This is a genomic window from Gordonia sp. NPDC003424, from assembly GCF_053588655.1.
The window spans coordinates 35,272-55,253 of record NZ_JBSFQJ010000010.1 but is presented as its reverse complement, the minus strand read 5'-3'; the positions used below and the strand labels follow the sequence as shown (position 1 = coordinate 55,253).

General features: G+C 68.2%; 21 protein-coding genes. 7 read left to right on the top strand and 14 right to left on the bottom strand.

Features of this window, described 5'->3' with window-relative positions:
• Positions 1 to 5: 5 nt before the first annotated feature.
• The 10 genes from ACWDTI_RS16060 to ACWDTI_RS16015 all read right to left on the bottom strand — a co-directional run bounded on the left by ACWDTI_RS16060 (position 6) and on the right by ACWDTI_RS16015 (position 9,507).
• On the bottom strand, positions 6 to 1,493 hold the full coding sequence (locus tag ACWDTI_RS16060) for a hydrogenase large subunit (RefSeq protein ID WP_449739103.1): 1,488 nt from the start codon (positions 1,491 to 1,493) through the stop codon (positions 6 to 8).
• The gene (locus tag ACWDTI_RS16055; RefSeq protein ID WP_449739102.1) at positions 1,493 to 2,932 is read right to left on the bottom strand and encodes a proton-conducting transporter transmembrane domain-containing protein; all 1,440 of its coding nucleotides are present in this window, start codon (positions 2,930 to 2,932) and stop codon (positions 1,493 to 1,495) included. Before ACWDTI_RS16055 ends, ACWDTI_RS16060 begins: the two co-directional genes overlap by 1 nt.
• Complete coding sequence (locus ACWDTI_RS16050) at positions 2,932 to 3,594, bottom strand: hypothetical protein (RefSeq protein ID WP_449739101.1); 663 nt, start codon at positions 3,592 to 3,594, stop codon at positions 2,932 to 2,934. The genes ACWDTI_RS16055 and ACWDTI_RS16050 overlap by 1 nt, the downstream gene beginning before the upstream one ends.
• Positions 3,591 to 4,532 carry a respiratory chain complex I subunit 1 family protein gene (locus tag ACWDTI_RS16045; protein ID WP_449739100.1) on the bottom strand — a complete coding sequence of 314 codons (942 nt, stop codon included), beginning with the start codon at positions 4,530 to 4,532 and terminating at the stop codon, positions 3,591 to 3,593. Before ACWDTI_RS16045 ends, ACWDTI_RS16050 begins: the two co-directional genes overlap by 4 nt.
• On the bottom strand, positions 4,529 to 6,529 hold the full coding sequence (locus tag ACWDTI_RS16040; protein WP_449739099.1) for a proton-conducting transporter transmembrane domain-containing protein: 2,001 nt from the start codon (positions 6,527 to 6,529) through the stop codon (positions 4,529 to 4,531). Before ACWDTI_RS16040 ends, ACWDTI_RS16045 begins: the two co-directional genes overlap by 4 nt.
• A gap of 2 nt (positions 6,530 to 6,531) precedes the next feature.
• Positions 6,532 to 7,113, bottom strand: coding sequence for an NADH-quinone oxidoreductase subunit B family protein (locus ACWDTI_RS16035; protein ID WP_449739098.1), 582 nt, complete (start codon positions 7,111 to 7,113; stop codon positions 6,532 to 6,534).
• Complete coding sequence (locus ACWDTI_RS16030) at positions 7,110 to 7,487, bottom strand: ArsR/SmtB family transcription factor (RefSeq protein ID WP_449739097.1); 378 nt, start codon at positions 7,485 to 7,487, stop codon at positions 7,110 to 7,112. Before ACWDTI_RS16030 ends, ACWDTI_RS16035 begins: the two co-directional genes overlap by 4 nt.
• 167 nt (positions 7,488 to 7,654) lie before the next feature.
• Complete coding sequence (locus ACWDTI_RS16025) at positions 7,655 to 8,149, bottom strand: SixA phosphatase family protein (protein WP_449739096.1); 495 nt, start codon at positions 8,147 to 8,149, stop codon at positions 7,655 to 7,657.
• Positions 8,146 to 8,424 carry a hypothetical protein gene (locus ACWDTI_RS16020; RefSeq protein ID WP_449739095.1) on the bottom strand — a complete coding sequence of 93 codons (279 nt, stop codon included), beginning with the start codon at positions 8,422 to 8,424 and terminating at the stop codon, positions 8,146 to 8,148. Before ACWDTI_RS16020 ends, ACWDTI_RS16025 begins: the two co-directional genes overlap by 4 nt.
• A 66-nt stretch (positions 8,425 to 8,490) precedes the next feature.
• Entirely contained in the window at positions 8,491 to 9,507 is a 1,017-nt protein-coding gene (locus tag ACWDTI_RS16015) for an LLM class flavin-dependent oxidoreductase (RefSeq protein WP_449739094.1), read from the bottom strand.
• 167 nt (positions 9,508 to 9,674) lie between these two features.
• Between ACWDTI_RS16015 and ACWDTI_RS16010 the strand changes: the two genes are divergently transcribed.
• Positions 9,675 to 10,166 (top strand): SRPBCC family protein, encoded by a 492-nt coding sequence (locus ACWDTI_RS16010; protein WP_449739093.1) that lies wholly within the window; start codon positions 9,675 to 9,677, stop codon positions 10,164 to 10,166.
• A gap of 69 nt (positions 10,167 to 10,235) precedes the next feature.
• On the top strand, positions 10,236 to 11,093 hold the full coding sequence (locus ACWDTI_RS16005) for a DMT family transporter (RefSeq protein ID WP_449739092.1): 858 nt from the start codon (positions 10,236 to 10,238) through the stop codon (positions 11,091 to 11,093).
• Positions 11,094 to 11,117: 24 nt separating this feature from the next.
• Here the strand turns inward: ACWDTI_RS16005 and ACWDTI_RS16000 are convergent, their stop codons facing one another.
• The gene (locus ACWDTI_RS16000) at positions 11,118 to 11,579 is read right to left on the bottom strand and encodes a flavodoxin domain-containing protein (RefSeq protein WP_449739091.1); all 462 of its coding nucleotides are present in this window, start codon (positions 11,577 to 11,579) and stop codon (positions 11,118 to 11,120) included.
• A 199-nt stretch (positions 11,580 to 11,778) separates the two neighbouring features.
• On the opposite strand from ACWDTI_RS16000, the gene ACWDTI_RS15995 reads away from it, so the two are divergent.
• The 3 genes from ACWDTI_RS15995 to mmsB are packed head-to-tail and all read left to right on the top strand — an operon-like array spanning position 11,779 to position 15,379.
• A complete protein-coding gene (locus ACWDTI_RS15995; RefSeq protein ID WP_449739090.1) occupies positions 11,779 to 13,311 on the top strand; it encodes a CoA-acylating methylmalonate-semialdehyde dehydrogenase in 1,533 nt (510 codons plus the stop codon).
• A 9-nt stretch (positions 13,312 to 13,320) separates the two neighbouring features.
• Positions 13,321 to 14,487: an acyl-CoA dehydrogenase family protein gene (locus ACWDTI_RS15990; protein WP_449739089.1), complete on the top strand. Its 1,167-nt coding sequence runs from the start codon at positions 13,321 to 13,323 to the stop codon at positions 14,485 to 14,487.
• Positions 14,488 to 14,509: 22 nt separating this feature from the next.
• Positions 14,510 to 15,379, top strand: a complete 870-nt coding sequence (gene mmsB / locus ACWDTI_RS15985; protein ID WP_449739088.1) for a 3-hydroxyisobutyrate dehydrogenase — start codon at positions 14,510 to 14,512, stop codon at positions 15,377 to 15,379.
• 73 nt (positions 15,380 to 15,452) lie between these two features.
• Here the strand turns inward: mmsB and ACWDTI_RS15980 are convergent, their stop codons facing one another.
• The 3 genes from ACWDTI_RS15980 to ACWDTI_RS15970 form a co-directional block, all read right to left on the bottom strand.
• Positions 15,453 to 15,821, bottom strand: a complete 369-nt coding sequence (locus ACWDTI_RS15980; RefSeq protein WP_449739087.1) for a DoxX family protein — start codon at positions 15,819 to 15,821, stop codon at positions 15,453 to 15,455.
• Positions 15,822 to 15,823: 2 nt separating this feature from the next.
• Positions 15,824 to 16,336: a MarR family winged helix-turn-helix transcriptional regulator gene (locus ACWDTI_RS15975; RefSeq protein WP_449739086.1), complete on the bottom strand. Its 513-nt coding sequence runs from the start codon at positions 16,334 to 16,336 to the stop codon at positions 15,824 to 15,826.
• A 176-nt stretch (positions 16,337 to 16,512) separates the two neighbouring features.
• Entirely contained in the window at positions 16,513 to 17,154 is a 642-nt protein-coding gene (locus tag ACWDTI_RS15970; RefSeq protein WP_449739085.1) for a TetR/AcrR family transcriptional regulator, read from the bottom strand.
• A 230-nt stretch (positions 17,155 to 17,384) separates the two neighbouring features.
• Between ACWDTI_RS15970 and ACWDTI_RS15965 the strand changes: the two genes are divergently transcribed.
• Positions 17,385 to 18,968 (top strand): amino acid permease, encoded by a 1,584-nt coding sequence (locus ACWDTI_RS15965; protein ID WP_449739084.1) that lies wholly within the window; start codon positions 17,385 to 17,387, stop codon positions 18,966 to 18,968.
• A gap of 89 nt (positions 18,969 to 19,057) precedes the next feature.
• On the top strand, positions 19,058 to 19,948 hold the full coding sequence (locus tag ACWDTI_RS15960) for an urea amidolyase associated protein UAAP1 (RefSeq protein WP_449739083.1): 891 nt from the start codon (positions 19,058 to 19,060) through the stop codon (positions 19,946 to 19,948).
• Positions 19,949 to 19,982 lie beyond the last annotated feature (34 nt).

The following is a 19,982-nucleotide window of genomic DNA, read 5'->3' as shown; positions in this document are numbered from 1 at the left end:
GACGGTTACAGGTCGTTACCCGCGTAGGACTGGTTGAAGCTCTTGTTCGTCAGCGGGAAGTCGGGAACGATCGTGTCGTTCAGCGCGACGGGCAGGGCGGGCCAGTTGAAGAACGACGGGTCGGTGATCCGCACCCGGGTCAGCAGACCGTCGTCGAGTTCCACGTGGCAGGTCACCGGACCTCGCCAGGCCTCAACCGAACCGATGCCGATGCCGTGTCCGCCGGACGCGTCGACCGATCCGCAGGTGTCCGATCCACCCGGTGCATGGCCCGGCTCGGACACCAGTGCGCACACCAGCCCCGCCGACACGGCGGCCTCACGTTCGCGGACGCGGAAGCGGGCCAGCACGTCACCTGCCGACTCCGTACACACCCTGAACGAGTCGGGCAGTTCGACGAACGGGTGATCGCGGCGCAGATCGGCGTCGATGCCGGAAGCGCGCGCGACATAGCCGACGGTCCCCAACGCGACGGCCTCGTCGGTGGGGAGCACACCGGTCCCCGCGAGCCGCTCGTGCACCATGCCGTGACCGCGGATCAATTCGCAGAGCGCGGCGATCTCGTCGCCGATCATGCCCACCGATGCGGGGTCCGGGAGGCGACGCACCGTGGCGCCACCGAGCCGGATTGCGCCACGCAGGAACCGGTGACCGGTGACCGTCTCGTTGATCCGCAGCAACCGCTCCCGCAGCGCGAGGGCGTGGACGTTCGCGATGCCGAATCCGGTGTCGTTCGCGATGGCGCCGATGTCGGTGACATGGTTGGCGAGACGTTCGAGTTCGAGGAGGATCGCCCGGACCCGACGCTGTGCCGGCGGGACGTCGACGCCGGTCGCGGCCTCCACCGCCATCGCGTAGGCCAGGGCGTGTCCGATCACGGTGTCACCGGTGACGTGCTCGGCGAGGTGAAGTGCCTCGGCCGGGGTACGGCCCTCGAAGCACTTCTCCACACCGCGGTGGAGGAACCACAGCCGGGGCTGCATCGCGATGATCGTCTCGCCGACGACGGAGAAGCGGAAATGCCCCGGTTCGATGATGCCGGCATGTACGGGGCCGACGGCGATCTCGTAGATGCCCGGCCCGGACACCTCCGCGAACGGGTAGCCGGCCACATCCGGCCCGAAATCGGGGGTCGGCCCGTCGAGCATCGGCGCCCATCCGGACGGCCAATGGGCATGGGTGACAAGTCGTTTGGGCATTGGGTGATTGACCGGCCGGACGCCGAAGAGGTCGGCCATCTCGCGTTCGAACCGTCCTGCGGGATAGGACAACTCGGCGAGGCTCGGCACCGCCGGGTCGGTGGCGGGGATGTCGACGGTCAGTTCGACGTCGTGCCCCGCCGAGCGGGCCGGGGCGACGAACACGTACCGGATCCGAAATCCGTCGCCGCGCGGACGACACACGACGGTGGCCAGCCGTCGGCCCTCGGCGAGTTGATCGGCGGCCGCGCCGGGCAATTGGTCGCGGCTGATCTGCCGGACGTCGTAGGTCATCACACACCGCCGATCGCGGCGGCCGCCTCGGTGAGCGCCGAGCCCACCGGACCGGCGATGAACGGCAGGACGGCACACACCACGAGCGCGGCGACGATCGGCATCTGCAGTCCGCCGGCACCGGTTGTCGAACCTGTCACCTCGGCGCCGGCTGTCGTCTCCGACGGGCGGCCGAACACCATCGGACCCGTGATGCGGATCAAGGCGGCGAACACCAGCGTGAGCAATGCCAGCACGACCAGTACCAGCCACCCCAGACCCGCCCGCCAGCCCGCGAACACGATCGACATCTCGGCGAGGAAGATGCCGAACGGTGGCATTCCGAGCAGCCCCACCAGTGCGGTCAGCCACGGCACCGCCAGCCGCGGACGGCGGGTCAGCAGGCCGCGCAGGTCGGCGATCGCGGTGGTCTGTTCGGTGGCGAGGATGCGTCCGGACAACACGAACATCACCGCTTTGATGAGGCCGTGCATCAGCATGTACAGCAGGACCGCGGCGAGTGCCGGCGCGCCGATCGCGGCGCCCACCGCCATCATGCCCATGTGCTCGATGCTCGAATAGGCCAGCATCCGCTTGTAGTCACGCTGTCGCCACAGCAGGCCGGCGGCCAATGCGACCGAGGCCGCGCCGAATGTCGCCAGCAATGCGCGCATCAGACCGGTGCCGAGCGTGTGGTCGGCGATCGCCTGGACGCGGATGATCGCATACAGCGCGCACGACAGCAGCACCCCCGACATCAGCGCCGACACGGCAGCAGGTGCCTGCCCGTGAGCGTCGGGCAGCCAGCTGTGCATCGGTGCGAGTCCGGCCTTGGTCGCGAAGCCGAGAACCGCCAGCGCGCTGCCCAGCCGCAGCAACCCGGGATCGAGACCGTCGGCTTGGGACAGGTCGGTCCACGCCAGCGTGGCCTCACCGCCGACCGACGACGCGTAGATCAGCACGATGCCGAAGAACGCCATCACGATGCCGACCGAGCCGAGGACCACATATTTCCACGCGGCCTCCAGCGCCAGCCGGGTGCCGTTGTGCGAGACCAGGAATGCGGTCGCCACCGTCGTCGCCTCGATGGACACCCACAGCAGGCCCAGGTTGTCGACCACCACCGCGAGCGACATCGTGCCGACGAAAACGCAGAGCAGGGCGGCGTAGCGCGGCGGCACGTCGGCGCTCGCCGACCCCAGTCCCGCCCAGGTGGCCACCAGCCCGACGGCCCCGATCGTGGTGAGCATCCAGGCCGACGCCATATCCGCGCGGACCTGGCCGCCCAGAGCGGTCACCGGGGCCGACAAGGTCGCCGACAACCATGCGCCGGTCGCGCAGGTGACGGCACTGACCGTGACGGGCGCCCAACGGCGCACGACTGCCGGACCGGCGGACGGCAGTGTCGCCGTCGCGCACACGATCGCGACCAGGACCGGGAGGAGAGGTAGCAAGTCCATCAGTCGTGCAGCCTGTTCAGTCGGGTGATGTCGGTGTCGCCGAACTCGTCGCGCAGCCGAACGGTGAACACACCTAGGATGACCATCACCAGCAGGACGTCGAAGGTGGCGGCGAACTCGACCAGCAACGGCACCCCACCCGAGGAGAAGAAGGCGACCGCGGCGATTCCGTTGTCCAGCACGAGGAAACCGACCAGCATGGTGATCGCCTTGCGGCGGGTCGACATCGCCAGCAACCCGATCAGGATCACCGCGACACCGACCGGGGTCAGCCGGATCGCCTCGTCCGGACTGTCGGAGACCAGCGGCCAGATCGCGGCGTACGCGCCCACCGACAGCGCCGCCGCGAGCACCAGGGTCGCCGTCGGATTGATCAGCGGTCGATCGGTGTCGGGTTCGGTGTCGCCATCCGCAGAGCGCGATGAGCGCAGCGCCCGCGCGAGCAGCAGCGGCAGTGCGACGATCTTGACCGCGACGACCAGGGCCACCACGGCCACCGTCCAGCGATCGTGATGATGCGCGCCGATCACCGCGACCAGCACCGCCAGCGCTGCACCCTGCGCGGCGAGCACTCGAACGGCGCCGCTCTCGGATCGGCGCCAGACCGTCAGCAGCGCGGTGACCAGCAGCGCACCCGCGCACGCCTCGAGAATCGCGATCATGCCGGCACCACCGCCGACATCGCCACGGCGAGGAAGGCGAGAACCATGGAACCGGCCAGCAGCTCGGGCACCCGGAACAGCCGCAGTTTCGCCATGCCGACCTCGGCCACCGCCAGCAGCGCACCGAGCACCAGGACCTTGACCACCAGACTCACCACCCCCACGATCAATGCCGGTCCCGCCGCCGTGGCCACCCCCCACGGCAACGCAAGGTTCGCGAGCAGGCCCAGCAGGGCGACCAGCTTCAGCGACGCCGCCAGATCCAGCCAGGCCAGGTCTCGTCCCGAGCTCTCCAACACCATCGCCTCGTGGATCATCGTCAGTTCCAGGTGTGTCGACGGGTTGTCCACCGGTAGCCTCGACCCCTCCGCGATGACCGCGATCACCAGCGCCGCCAACGCCAGCAGCCCGACCGGTGAGACGATCACCGCCGGATGCTCCAGGCGCACGTCGAGGATTTCCGACAGGTCGGAGCTGCGGGCGGGGGTGGAGATCGCGTAGATGGCCAGCAGCAGGGTGGGTTCGACCAGGGCCAAGACCGTCAGGTGGCGGCTGGCGCCCATGCCGCCGAACGCGGTGCCCCCGGCCAATCCCACCAGCGCGGGCACGATCGCGCCCACCGCCATCACCGACACCACCACGAACAGGTCGCCGGGGACGATCGTGGCGCGGGAGGTCAACGGGATCAGCAAGCACAGCGTCAGCGCTGCGGCCGCACCGATCACCGGCCCCAGCCACAGCAGCTGTCCGCCGGTCGGGATGCGTTGCGGCGCACGGCGGAACATCTTCGCGAGGTCTCGCCACGGCTGCCACACGCCGCCGCCGCGCCGGCCCTCGAGGGTGGCCTTCACCGTGCGGATCACGCCGAGGAGCAACGGCGCGAGCGCCACGACGGTCAGCGCCTGGACAATCGCGACCACCACCGCATCACCGGTCATAACGGCATCGCCGCGATCACCATGACAACGACCACGGCCGTGAACGAATAGACGATGTAGCGGTGGATGCTGCCGTTCTGTATCCGCCGCGCCCACACGCCGGCCGCGTCGAGCAGCCGCAGCAGCGGCAGATACACCCGATGCTCGACGACGTCGTCGGTGGTCAGGGCGGCGTCGACACGTTCGACGAGATACTGCGATTCGCCGCTCTGGGTCACCTCGACGTCGCGTGTCGGCGCCAGCACGTCGTCGAAGACGCGGAGCACGGGCTCGGAGAAGGACGTCGCGGTGTACTGCATCCGCGGGTTCGTCAGCACGCCGCCGCAACCCCACGGCAGCTCGGCGCGTTCGGCCCGATGCCGACGGGCCAGGGCGAATGTCGTGGCCGCCACCGGAATCAGCGTCACCGCCGCCAGCAGCACGATCGCGCCCGGCGACAGGCGTGCGGTCAGACCGGGGATGACGACGGCGAGCGGATGACCCGAGGTGTCGGCCCCCGTATCGGGTAACAGCGGCACCAGCGCCCGGCACGTCGCACCCGGGAGCAGGCCGAGCGCCAGGACTGCGATCGCACCGAGCACCAGGCTGACACGCTCGGCCGGGCCCGCCTCGTGGGCGTCGGCGGCGCCGGCCGAGCGTGGCAGGCCCAGGAATCCGATGCCGTAGGCCTTCACGAACGTCAGGATCGACAGACCGACGGTCAGCGCCACGACGGCGACCGAGACCGGGAACAGCAGCCGGTCGACAACCGGCGCCCCCTCCGGGGTGGCGTGCACCAGGCTCTGGAGCAGCACCCACTCGGCGACGAACCCGGCCGTGGCGGGCAGCCCGGCCGCACCGAGTGCGCCGATGCCGAACACGCCCGCGGTCGTGGGCATCCGCGCGGACAGTCCGCCGAGTGCGTCCAGGTCGCGGTGTCCGGTCGCGTGCATCACCGATCCGGTGGCGAGGAACAGGGTCGCCTTGAACGCGGCGTGCGCGGCGCACAGCAACAGCGCGGCCAGCAGCACCGCCGATGCGACCAGCGGGCTGCCGGCAGCCTGCAGCAGCACGTAGGCGCCGACGGCGAGCGCGATGAGTCCGAGGTTCTCCGTGGTCGAGTAGGCGAGGAGCACCTTGAGGTCACTGCTGACCGACGCCCGCAGGATTCCGTAGGCGGCCGAGACGCCGCCGGTGGCCAGCACGATCGCCCCCCACCATGCGGGTAGATCGGGCACCAGCCGCAGACACACCAGCAGCAGCCCGTACACACCGAGTTTGACCATCGCCGCGCTCATCAGCGCCGAGACGTAGGTCGGTGCCTCGGGATGAGCGTGTGGCAGCCAAACGTGCACTGGTACCAGGCCCATCTTGACCGCACAGCCCAGCGCGATCAGACTCGCACCCCACAGTCGCGCCGACCCGTCGGCAGTCAGGTGCGCGAAGTCCGCGGACGGACCCGAGGTCGCGCACAGGGTCGCGAAGCCGGCGGCGAGCAGCACGAAACTCAACTGCGACATCGCGGCATACCAGACCGCCGACCGGACCGCGGAGACGCGGTGGGCGTGGTCGGCGAGGACCAGTGCGGCCGATCCCAGCGCCATCAGTTCCCAACCGAGGAGGAAGGTGATCGGGTTGGCCGCGGCGGCCACCAACTGCATGCCCGCCACGAAGACCGCGAACGCGGACCACCCGGTCCGCGATGCGGCCGGCCCGTGTTCGGTCGCCGCACCGGTCCACGCGGCGAGTACCGCGACCGCGGAGACCAGCAGTAGAAAGAAGCCGCCGAGCCGATCGGGGTCGACGACCAGTTGCATCCCGGGTAGCGCGGTGGGCAGCGTCAACCGTGCGGTGGAGCCTGCCATGGCCAACCCGCCGGCGAGGGTACCGAGCACAGCGGCCAGCACGCAGAGACCACCGGCGGTCACGGACCGGCGCGTCGTCGTCGGGGATACGCAGGCCGCGACGACCGCGAGGAGACCGGCCGCGAAAGGTGCGGCGAGAAGCGCAGTGGGCATGATCAGCGCCCAGAGATCTGCCGTAATGCGGCCACGATGTCCGCCGGGGTGGGTGGATCGCCGGGAATCTCGAGGTCGACCGGTATCACCGCGGACACCGGACCCACGACACCGTAGGCGTCCCGGAAACAGCCGCCGTCGATCGCCGCGTCACCGGCCGCGACGACGATGCGGGGAGCCGGCATGGACTCGAACGTGTTGCGCAGGGGGCTGGCCATATTGCGGGTCACGCACCCGGCGACCAGCAGCACGTCGGCGTGCCGCGGTGACGCGACGAGGTGGATCCCGTACCGCTCGACGTCGTAGACCGGTCCGAGGGCGGCCTGCAGTTCGAGTCCGCAGTCGTGGCCACCGCCCGCGTCGACGTAGCGGACGTGCATGCTGCCGCGCAACCTGCGGGCCTTGGCCTGCCACGGTGCGTTCGACGGGGATCGGGCCGGGGCCGGAGGGGATGACTCGGCGATCCGGCCGGTGCGCAGAACGAGTGCGGCGAGGGTCGACAGCGTGGCACCGGATCGGTGCTTGCGCCGCGCCGGCGCCGTGTCCGCGGGGAGAACCGCGGATTCTGGGGCCGACGGACTCATTTCCTGGTCACCGGGGGTAGGGATGCGATCGCCTCGAGCTGAGCCTGCTGCGCGCCGAGCGTGTCGAACAGGAAAGTCCGCGCGATGACGAGCAATTCGGAGACCTTGGGGTGTGCGAGTTCGTAGAACACGGCGTTGCCGACCCGCTCACTGACCACCACGTGATGGCGTTTGAGCACGGCGAGGTGTTGCGACAGAAGCGTCGGTTCGAGCTCGGTGATGGCCAGCAGTTCGCTGACCGCCGTCGGCGCGTCGTTGGCGCTGAGCACTTCGAGTACGCGGATCCGCGCGGGATGCGCGAGCGCCTTGAACAGGTTGGCCTTGATCTCGTACAGCGGACGTTCTGGTCCGCTCATCGCGCCGTTGGACGCCATCGGTAACTCCTCGACCACGCAATGACTTGACTGATTTCTGGATTGATGAATTGCACGAATTCTCAATCCGTACGATAGCCCAGACCTATGGGCGTCGCCAAGTCGCTCCGCCGACGATGGCGGAGACCCGGGTGGTCGCCTGCACGCGGCGGCCCCCGCACATGAGTTCAGGTCGCGGTGTCACGCGGGATCCGGACTCCGATCAGTTCGGCATCCGCATCGGCGTCGAGGCCGATCTGCCCCCACGCAAGGCCCACCCGCAGCACCGCATACGCCGATGTCGGGAAGCGGTCGATCTCGCCGTCCGGGTCGATCGTGAGTGCGGTGGCGGGCATGCCCGGTGAGTGCCCGACGACCAGTACGGTCGAGGCTTCCGCGGGCGCGTGCAGGCGCAGCGACTCGAGAATCTCGTCGGGCGAGCCGCCATAGATCTCGTCGACGAAGGTGGTCGGGGCATCGATCCCGGTCTGCTCGAGCGTCTCGCGGGTGCGGGTCGCGGTGGAGCAGAGGACGGCGTCGATGTGCAGTCCTTCGCGGGTCATCCATTCCCCCGCGAGGGCGGCCTCGCGTTGTCCGCGGTCGGCGAGTGGGCGATCGTGATCGCCGACGCCGGGCGGATAACCGGACTTCCCGTGCCGCAACAGCACCAATGTGCGGCTCATGCGACCCCCTCGATTCGACGGGTACCGGGTGGCGCTGCTGCGATCTCACGCAGGACGGTCACGGTCGCCCGCCACGCCGACGCCTCCTGTCGGCAGAAGGCGGCATGCTCGTCGTTGCCGGTGAGTTGGAGATCGTCGGCACGCTCGTCGTAGTCGATGCACTCGTCGAGCGCGGCGGCGATCAGCGCCGCGGCGAGTGACGGGGTGGCACACACCCGGGCGATGGTCTCGGCGTCGAGCGTCGCGAGTCGTTCGAGTTCAGCGCGGTAGGACATGTGCCTCACGGTACGGCGCGACACCGACAGGGTGGCGGCACCACACCGAGCCGCCCCGAACGTGCCTCACATCCGTCCGACGGCGTCGAGCAGCACGCCCAGCGTCGTCAGCTGCTCGTCGAACGAACCGTCCACCTTGGCCAGCATCTCGTCGATCCCCACCGCGCGGTAGGCCCGCAGCCGGTCCACGATCATCTCCGGCGGTCCGAGAAGGTTTGTGCGACTGCCCAGTTCGAGCGGGACCGCGCGACGGGCCGCGTCCCGATCGCCGGCGCGCCACAGGTCGGCGACCCGGGCGACATCCTCGCCGAACCCGAGCCTGGCGAATGCGTCGTTGTAGAAGTTACGGCCGCCGGTGCCCATCGCCCCGATGGTGAACGCGTAGCCGTCGGCGTGCCGCCGGGCCGCCTCGTCGACGTCGTCGGTGACCTCGACGGCCACCGGCGCGACCAATGTCAGATCCGTGAGAGAACGTCCGCCGGCGGCGGCGCCCTCACCCAGCGGTCCGAGGAACACCTCGGCCGCCTCCGGGATGAATGCGTTGCCGAGCCAGCCGTCGGCGAGTTCTCCGGTCAGTCGCAGATTCGCCGGCCCCATCGCCGCGACGTACACCGGGACGTGGGCGGGCGCGACCAGCGGGGTCAGCGCCGCCCCCGCACTGTCGGGGAGTGGCAGCGGGTAGATCTCGCCGGGATGCTCGAGTCGATCGCCGCGTTCGATGATGCGGATGATCTCGATGGTCTCCCGCGTCGTCTGCACCGGTTTGGTGAATCGCACCCCGTGAAAACCCTCCATCACCCGCGGGCCCGACACCCCGACGCCGAGCGTGAATCGGCCACCGGAGAGCTGCTGCAGACTCATCGCGGACGTACCCAGCAGCGCGGGCGAACGCGAGCCCAACTGCACCACGAACGTGCCCAGGCCGATCCGTTCGGTGCGTGCCGCGACGTAGGCGAGGCCGGTCAGCGCGTCGTATCCCCACACCTCGGGCACCCACAGGGTGGAGACGCCCAGCCGTTCGGCCTCCTGCGCGAACTCCACCGCGCCCGGTAGCCGCGGTTCGATCATCGCTCCGATGCGCATCGTCGTCTCCTCGCCGGCCGACCTGGCCTGCACCCGTCCTGACGCCGCTCGTTCCCCGCGTACTCATCGCCGATCGGCAATGCGCCGCAAACCCACGTGCCGCTCTATGCAGGGTGGCATAGTCCATGATGGGCCAGCAACCATCCGAGCCGCCAAGGGGATCACCAGTGCGCTATCGCGATCAACCGACCATCGAGGTCGCCGAGAAGTTCGACGCCGACCCGGCGACGGTGTGGGATCTCGTCACCGACATCACGTTGCCGACCCGATTCTCGGCGGAACTGCAGCGGGTCGAGTGGCTCGACGGTGCCGACCACCTCGAGGTGGGGGCGCGCTTCCGTGGCCACAACCACCATCCGGCGCTCGGCGACTGGCAGACCGAGTGCCGGGTCGTCGAGTTCGAGCCGCCCACCCGCTGGGTGTACGAGGTCTCCGCCGCCGAACCGTTCGCGACCTGGGGATTCGAGGTCGACCCGGAGCGTGACGGCGGCGCGACCGTGCGGCAGTGGGCGCGCATGGGTCCCGGCCCGTCCGGACTGACCCCGGCGATCGAACGGATGCCCGAGAAGGAGGGCCGGATCATCGCCCGACGGCTGCGGGAATGGGAACAGGGCATGCGCGCCAACCTCGCGGGACTCCGCGAGATGCTCGGCCACTGACGCCGCCCACGCACGCCCGGCACACGGGCCTACAGCGATCCGGGCGACCGACTGGTTAGCCTGGACCGCGTGCACTCCTGGCTCCCCGCGTTGCTCGCGCTCATCGCGGCGCTGCTGATCGCCACCGGGTCGGTGATGCGTCAGCGCGCGTCGCACGCGTCCGGCGCGATCCGTCAGGGGTGGTGGCTGGGTGCGGTTGTCGCGTTGTGCGGCTTCGCCTTTCAGGTCGCAGCGCTGGGTCTGGGGCCGATCCTGCTGGTCCAGCCACTGGTCACCTTCGCGGTGCTGTTCGCCCTGCCGTTGGAGGCCTGGGCCGACCATCGCCGCCCCATGCGCATCGAGTGGATCTGGGGTGCGGTGCTCGTGGTGTGCGTGACGGTGTTCCTGACGATCGCGCAGCCCGAGCCGTCGGACCGCCGACCGAACAACATGCTCACCGTGATCATCGTCGGGGCGATCGTCGGCGTGCTGGTGTGCTGTGTGATCGTCGCCGAACGGTCGAACCGGCACTATCGCGCCCTGCTGTACGGGGTGGTCGGCGGCATGCTGTTCGGGATGTCGGCGATCCTCGTCAAGACCGTGGTCAATCAGTCCGTCGAGGACGGTCTGCGCACCTTCGTGCAGCCCGGCCTCTACCTGTTCCTGGTGGTCGCCGGATGCGCGATCGTCGCGCAGCAGCGCGGCTTCGGAGCCGGTGAACTTCAGACGTCGTTCCCGGCGCTCACCGTCACCGAACTGGTCGCGTCGATGGCACTGGGCATCGCCCTGCTCGGCGAGAACATCGCGGTCTCCGTGCCCACGGCGCTGTTCCTCGGCGTGGTGCTCGCGGCCATCGTGCGGGCCGTGCTCGAACTGGCACGCCACGCCGGCGAACGGGCCGAGCACATCGTGTGGCCCGATGGACCGGACCCGATCAGCAAATGCTGACGCGGGCGTGGCAGCGCGACGGCGTCAGTTCGCGCTGACGGGCTTGACCACGGAGTTGATCTCCTGCGCCCAGTCGCTGGCCTGCTTGGCGGGCTTGACGACCGACGAGTTGTCGTGACGTGCGTGCTCGCCGACCTGGGTCGCGCCGCGCTTGGTCAGCATCTCGGCGATGATCTCTCCACCGCGGTTGAAGGTCTCGCCGTACACCGAGTCGCCGAGTCCGAAGACCGCGAAGCGCAGTCCGGTCAGATCGGGATCGACCGAATCGAGCTCCTCGGCGAACGGCAGCGCGCCGGTGGGGAGCTCGCCCTCGCCGTAGGTCGAGCAGACGATGACGACGAAGTCGGCGGGATCGAGATCCTCGACGGCGAACTCGCTCATGTCGTAGATCGACGGATCGTGATCGACCGCGAGCACATCGGAGATGGCATCGGCGACCAACTCGCCGTTTCCGGTTTCCGTGCCGTACAGAATGACGACCGACATGACAGATCTCCTCTCGTGGCCGCGCGTTCTTCTATCACGACCCAGGCAACTTCGGTGAACGAGGGTACCCGCGCGTGCCTCCTCGGTGGTAATCGACGAGAACGCCCAGTTCAGAGGGGGTGGGAAAAATTACTTGGATGTCCTACTATTGGGTGCAGAGGCCAATATCCCGACTTCGATGAAAACCAGGTGATCTCTCGTGTCTGCTTCTGACGTCCGGTCCATCCCGCACTACTTGAACGGTTCGGCCGTGACCGCCACCGACGGTCGGTTCGCCGACGTCTTCAATCCGAGTACCGGTCAGGTCGCCGCGCAGGTGCCGCTGGCCACCACGGCCGAGGTCGACGCCGCGGTCGCCACCGCCGTCGAGGCGCAGAAGGAATGGGCGGCGTGGAATCCGCAGCGTCGCGCCCGGGTGATGATGCGTTTCGTCGACCTGGTCAACCAGAACGCCGACGAGTTGGCCACCCTGCTCTCGCTGGAGCACGGCAAGACCCACGCCGACGCGAAGGGTGACATCCAGCGCGGCATCGAGGTCATCGAGTTCGCCATCGGCATCCCGCACCTGCTCAAGGGTGAGTTCACCGAGGGTGCCGGCGGCGGCATCGACGTGCATTCGGTCCGCCAGCCGCTCGGCGTGGTGGCCGGCATCACCCCGTTCAACTTCCCCGCGATGATCCCGCTGTGGAAGGCCGGCCCGGCCCTCGCGTGCGGCAACGCATTCATCCTCAAGCCCAGTGAGCGGGACCCGTCGGTGCCGGTGCGGCTGGCCGAACTGTTCACCGAGGCGGGTCTGCCCGACGGTGTCTTCCAGGTCGTCCACGGCGACAAGGAATCCGTCGACGCGCTGCTCAACAATCCCGATGTGCAGGCCTTCGGCTTCGTCGGCAGCTCCGACATCGCGCAGTACATCTATTCGACGGCGGCGGCCAACGGTAAGCGCTCGCAGTGCTTCGGCGGCGCCAAGAACCACATGATCATCCTGCCCGACGCCAATCTGGATCAGGTCGTCGACGCGTTGATCGGTGCCGGCTACGGCAGCGCCGGCGAGCGTTGCATGGCCATCTCAGTGGCCGTGCCGGTGGGGGAGCAGACCGCAGATCGGTTGCGCGCCCGCCTGATCGACCGTGTCAACGCGCTGCGGGTGGGTCACAGTCTCGATCCGAAGGCCGATTACGGCCCGCTGGTGACCGCGGCCGCCCTCGAACGCGTCAAGGGTTACATCGGCAAGGGTGTCGAGGAGGGTGCCGACCTGGTGATCGACGGCCGCGAGCGCACCAGCGACGAGCAGACCTTTGGTGACGAGGACATCTCCAACGGATTCTTTGTCGGCCCTACCCTTTTCGATCATGTCACCAAGGACATGTCGATCTACACCGACGAGATCTTCGGTCCGGTGCTCGCAATCGTCCGCGCCCACGACTATGAAGAGGCCCTCGCGCTGGCGTCGGATCACCAGTACGGCAACGGTGTCGCGATCTTCACCCAGGACGGCGACGCCGCCCGCGACTTCTCCGCGCGGGTCAACGTCGGCATGGTCGGCGTCAACGTCCCGATCCCGGTCCCGGTGGCCTACTACACCTTTGGTGGGTGGAAGCGCTCAGGTTTCGGTGACCTCAACCAGCACGGCCCGGCATCGATCCAGTTCTACACCAAGACCAAGACGATCACCTCGCGGTGGCCGTCGGGCATCAAAGATGGCGCCGAATTCGTCATCCCGACGATGGACTGACGCGGCCTGATGACCACGTTCACAGAGAGCGGTCTCGACGGCGACGAGCGGGTGATCGTCGAGACCGCAGCGGGTTTCGCCGCGAAACGGCTCGCGCCGTTCGCCCTCGAATGGGATGCGTCCAACCACTTCCCGGTCGACGAGCTGCGCGAGGCCGCCGAACTGGGCATGGGTGCCATCTACTGTTCCGAGGATGTCGGAGGCACCGGACTGCGCCGCCTCGACGGGGTGCGGATCTTCGAGCAGCTCGCCTACGCCGACCCGGCCGTGGCCGCGTTCCTGTCGATCCACAACATGTGCACCTGGATGGTGGACAAGTACGGCACCGATGAGCAACGCGCACAGTGGATTCCACGACTGGCGAGCATGGAGACCATCGCCAGTTACTGCCTCACCGAACCCGGCGCCGGATCGGACGCGGCGGCGCTCGCCACGCGCGCCGAACGCGTCGGGGACGATTACGTGCTGACCGGGGTGAAGCAATTCATCTCGGGGGCCGGGTCGAGTGACCTGTACGTCGTGATGGCACGGACCGGCGGCTCGGGGCCGAAGGGCATCTCGACGTTCCTCGTCGAGAACGGTTCGCCCGGACTGTCGTTCGGCGCGCAAGAGCACAAGATGGGGTGGCACGCCCAGCCCACCGCCCAGGTCATCCTCGACGAGGTCCGGGTGCCGGCGTCGAATCTGCTCGGCGCACAAGAGGGTATCGGGTTCGGCATCGCGATGAACGGTCTCAACGGCGGCCGGATCAACATCGCCGCGTCGTCGCTGGGCGGGGCGCAGGCCGCGTTCGACAAGGCCGCGAGCTACGTGGCGTCGCGCAAGGCGTTCGGCCAGGCGCTGATCGACGAGTCGACGATCCGCTTCACCCTCGCCGACATGGCCACCTCGCTGCAGACGTCACGGCTGATGCTCTGGCACGCCGCCGCCGCACTCGACGCCGACGCGCCGGACAAAGTGGAGCAGTGCGCCATGGCCAAGCGCTACGTCACCGACAGCTGCTACACGGTGGCCGACCAGGCCCTGCAACTCCATGGCGGCTACGGATACCTGTCCGAGTACGGAATCGAGAAAATCGTGCGCGACCTCCGGGTGCACCGCATCCTTGAGGGGACCAACGAGATCATGCGGGTGGTGCTCGGCCGTTCCATTGCCGCGCGGCACCGTGAGAACTGAAGAGACAACAGGAGATTCGACAATGACGACGATTGCCTTCCTGGGACTGGGCAACATGGGCGGCCCGATGGCCGCGAACCTGGTGAAAGCCGGCCACACGGTGCACGGCTTCGATCCGGTGCCCGAGGCCGTGAAGACCGCACAGGCCAATGGGATCGACACCTTCCCGACAGCCGTCGAGGCGGTGGCGACCGCCGAGGTCGTCATCACCATGCTGCCCAGCGGCGCCATCGTGAAGAATCTGTACGCCGAGATCCTGCCCGCCACCCCCACCGGCGCGCTGTTCATCGACAGCTCCACCATCTCCGTCGACGACGCCCGCTCCATCCACACCCAGGCTGTCGACGAGGGTTTCGCCCAGATCGATGCCCCGGTGTCGGGCGGGGTCAAGGGGGCCGTCGCCGGCACGCTCGCGTTCATGGTCGGCGGTGAGAACGAGGCCTTCACCGCCGCTCGCTCGACGCTCGAACCCATGGCGGGCAAGGTGATCCACTGCGGTGGCGCCGGCGCCGGACAGGCCGCCAAGGTGTGCAACAACATGGTGCTCGCCGTGCAGCAGATCGCGGTCGGCGAGGCCTTCGTGCTCGCCGAGAAGCTGGGTCTGTCCGATCAGGCGCTCTACGACGTGATCACCGGTGCCACCGGCAATTGCTGGGCCGTGCAAACCAACTGCCCGGTGCCCGGTCCGGTGCCCACGTCGCCGGCCAACAACGACTACAAACCCGGCTTCGCCACCGCCCTGATGAACAAAGACCTCGGTCTGGCGATGGACGCCGTCGCCAGCACCGGCTCCCGCGCGCCGCTCGGCACCCACGCCGCTCAGCTGTACAAGGCGTTCGCCGAACAACATTCGGATCTGGACTTCAGCGCGATCATCACGTCTCTGCACTGAGGTGCTACCGCTGATCGAGTGAACCCCGCCGATCGAGTGCCATTTTCGTTGATCGATCTCATCGAGACCGACCTCACACCCACACCGTCGCCAGCCAAACCGTCACCGCGGCAACGACGATCAGCCCGATGTTGAGGCCGATCTGCTTCGTCTCGCCGCGGGACAGGTGAAACCCGGTGGCCAGAACCTGCAGGGCGACGAAACCGATTGCGGCGCAGAGTGCCAACACCGGGGCGATACCGGTGAGCGGGGGCAGGATCAGACCGATCGCGCCGAGTACTTCGATGGCGCCGATTGCCCGGACGCCGGGCATGGGGATCGCGGTCCCGGCCCACGCCATCATGGGCTGCAGTTGCTCCTGGCTGCGGATCAACTTCAGCCCGCCCGAATAGAGATAGAAGACCGCCAGCAGGGCGGCGACGATCCAGTACGCGATGGTCATGGTTACTCCTCGGAGAAGTCGCCGGAGTTACGGCGCAGGGACTCAATGGCTTTTACCAGTGAGACCATCTCGTCCTCGCTCATGCCGACATCGGAGAACACTGCGCGATTGAGTGTCGTCGTGGCGTCCTCGACCGTGGACTGACCCAGTGCGGTGATCTGCACCAGTGTGGTGCGTCCATCGGTCGGATGCGGTACGCGCCGAACGAGGTCGGCCTCCTCGAGGCGGCGGATCGCGTGCGTCACGCTGGTCACGTGCACTTGCAGGCGGTCGCTCGCCTTGGTGATCGGCAGCGCACCCTGCCGGGAGAACGCCAGCAGGCGCAGCAGTTCGAAGCGCGAGAAGGTCAGGTCGTAGGGCCGCAGCGCCGACTCCACCCTGGCCAAAAGGATCTGGTGGGCGCGCATCACCGAGGTGACCGCGACCATCCCGTCGGCGACGTCGCCCCACCCCGCGTCGATCCAGTTCTCCCGTGCCTGCTCGATGGGGTCGAAAGGCATGCTGCGCCCGGCCATGTGATCACCCTAGGGCATGGGCTGCGGTCCGGAACCGATCCGTCGCCACCCCCACGACCCGCGGCCACCAACTCATCCGCCGACGCCATCCGCATGACAACCATGGTTCCTCCCCCTCGTTTGCGAGAACTCTCCAAATACTTGCGGAGAGTTGTCGCAAACCGGGGGGAAGAACGTCAACCGGCTGCCCGGTGCTCCAACAACATCCGGATCGCGTCGACGATGGTGTCCACCAGCCCCGCGACGGTGTGGTCGCCCAGTTCGCCGCGCTCCTCGTCGGACCGCATCATGATGGCGGACTCGACGAGCCGAAACGGCAACAATGCCCTGGTGTCGGCGGGATCACCGAGCGCGGTGGCCGCCAGGCGCTCGTAGATACCTGCCAATTCGCCACGCGCAGAACGGAATTCGGCGAACTGTGGATCGCGTACCTCGGGCAGGAGGTAGAGCGCACCCAGGTTCCAGCGTGACTCGGCCAGTTGAGTGACGTCATAGCGGGCGAGGTCGAGGAGTCGGTTCAGCGCCGGTCCGTCGCCGTCGAGGAGTTCCCGGGCGCGTTCGAGGGGCGCGGTGACCGTCGTCCCGAGCAGTGCGACGAGGATGTCGTCCTTTGTCCCGAAGTAGTGGTACATCGACGCCTGACGGATACCCACGGCCTCGGCGATCATCCGGGTCGACGTCCCGGTGTAGCCGTGCCGGGTGAACAGTTCGGCCGCCGCGTCGAGAATCTCCTCGCGTGCGGTCTCGCCCCGGCGCTTCGGTTTCTCCAGACGTGGCCGACCCGGCCCGACGGGACGTGGGGTGGAGCGTGCGGCCATCGGAAAGCCCAACTCCTCTTCGGGTGTTTACGTCTCGCGACAGAATTACCCTAGCGCAGTGATGGTCCGAGGTCGCGCCGGCCGACCTGCGTCGGCGTAACACGGCTGTAGCAGGAGGTAGCGTAAGCGCAACAAATCTGTCACTTGATAGAAAAACCGCTGCGGTTATCTATCAACTGGCAGATAAACCAAGCTCGACGTGGAGCCTTCGACACCAGAGAGAAGCACCCATGACCTCCACCGCCCCAAATTCCGCACCCCAGGCCAACGGCATTTCGTCGGTCGAGGATGCCGCGACGCTGACCCAGCTCGGCTACGAACAGGAACTGCACCGGGGGATCGGCGGCTACGCCGCGTTCGCCTCCGGTTTCTCCTTCGTCTCGATTCTCACCACCGTCTTCGCGCTGTTCGCCCTGGGCTTCGGCCTGGGCGGTCCGGCGTTCTTCTGGACCTGGCCGATCGTGTTCGTGTGCCAGTTCTGCGTGTGCCTGATCTTCGCCGAACTCGCCGGCAAGTTCCCGGTGGCCGGCGCCATCTATCAATGGTCGCGCCGACTCGCCGGCAATGCGGTCGGCTGGTTCGCCGGATGGTTCATGCTCATCGGTTACATCGTGAGCGTGGCCGCCCTGGCGATCGCGATGCAGAGCGTGCTCCCCGAGATCTGGTCCGGATTCCAGTTCGTCGGCGACGATGTCAGCCTCACCTCGGTGTCGGGCGCGACCAATGCGATCATCCTCGGCACGATCACGATCATCCTGTGCACGGCGATCAGCGCGGTCGGGGTGTCGTTCATGGGCAAGATCACCGTCACCGGCGTCACCATCGAGATCGTCGGCGTGGTGCTGCTCGTGGTGCTCATGTTCCTCAAGGCCGAGCGGTCGCCGATGGCGGCGGTGGCCAACGACGGTTCGCACGGCACCGGCCTCGGCTACTTCCCTGCATTCCTCGCCTCGATGCTGATGGCGTGCTACGTGATGTACGGATTCGACTCCGCCGCGGAACTCTCCGAAGAGACCAAGGATCCGCGGCGGACCGCACCCAAGGCCATCGTCAACGCGCTGCTGATCTCGTTCGTCGGTGGTGGCCTGATGATCCTCGGTGCGCTGATGGCCGCACCGTCGCTCGACGCCCCGGAGCTCTCCGCCCAGGGCATCGCCTGGGTGATCACCAGTCAGCTCGACACCTGGATGGGTAAGACGCTGCTGGCCATCGTCGCGGTCGCCATCTTCTCGGCCACCCTGGCAATCCAGGCGTCGGCATCGCGCGTCATGTTCTCCATGGCCCGCGACAACCGACTCCCGTTCAGCGGCTTCCTGTCTCGCGTCAACCCGCGGACCGGTACGCCGGTCATCACCGGCATCGCGGTCAGCGCGCTGTCGATCCTGGTCCTGCTGGTCAACCTCGGTCAGGCCGGTGTGTTCGCCGCGATCACCAGCGTCTCGGTCGTCATCGTCTACCTCGCCTACCTGATGGTGACCGTGCCCGCCCTCATCCACCGGCTGCGCGGCCGGAGCCTCTCGCACGGCAAACCGGTTCTCGACCTGGGCCGCTGGGGGATTCCGGTCAACCTGATCGCGGTGGTGATGGGCGCCGCGCTGTGCGTCAACATCGCCTGGCCGCGCGAGGAGGTCTACGATCCCGCGGGCACCAGCTGGTACCTGCACTACTTCGCCATCATCTTCGTGCTCGCCACGCTGATCGTCGGTTACTTCGCCTACCTGCGGGTGCGTAGTCTGCCGGGTGCCCCGGAACCCGAGGATGCGCTGGTGAAGTCGACGCCCAAGTCCGAGGTTGCCACAGAACCTGTCATTTGATAGAAATAGGGGGAGTGACGACACTCCCGTCGGTTGACCCGGCCCAGGACGACCTGGGCCACACCCGAATCCATCAGGGAGATGCCCAGATGACCACTCACTCTTCACCCGCCGGACCCTTGGTGGCTGGGCCGGCGCCTCGCACCGCGGGCACCGCGTCCACCGCGGGCGCCCGCGAGCACGCCCGCAGCCAGGCCGGCACCATCACCGACGCGATGCCGGTGGTGCCCGCGGCGAACTGGCCGCACCCGCCCGCCGGCGTGGATTCCGCCGAATTGACCTGGGCCGAAACGGTTCCCGGCGGTCGATACACCAGCAAGGTCCTGGCCCGCGGCACCCGGCTGCGACTGCGGGACATCACCGGGTCGGCCTGCGCGCACCTGCTGCTGTGGCGCGCCGACGCGCCGTGGGAGCGACTGAACGTCGCCGACACGGTCAAGGTGCCGTGGCAGGCCTACCTCGGTGCCGGCCACCCGTTGCTCAGCGACCAGGGCCGGGTGCTGGCGACGGTGATCGCCGACGACTCGGGCCATCACGACGCCCTGTGCGGCACCACGACGCTCGCCGCCAACGCCGCGAAATACGGTGATGGACATGTGCATTCGGCCAGCCCGGCCGGCCGCGAGATGTTCACCCTGGCCGCGGCCAAACACGGCCTCACGCCGACCGACGTGGCGCCGTCGCTGTCCTTCTTCCACGGTGTCGTGGTGGAGGCCGACGGCACGCTCACCTCGAAGGGCTCGGCCGGGCGCGACAAGTCGGTCGACGTCATCCTGCACCTGCCGTGCGTCGTCGCCGTCGTCAACACCGCGCACCCGCTGGATCCGTCGCCGACCTTCGACACCGGACCGCTCGAGGTGCTCGCCTGGAAGGCACCCGCCGACCTCGGCGAGGTGCTCGACGGCGTCGAGTCCGCCGACCCGGAGTACCAGCGCGCCGTCGCCAACTCCGAAGATGCCTGGGCCGCAGCCCATTTCTGACCATCCCGCTGGTCGAGTAGCCACGAGCGAGCGC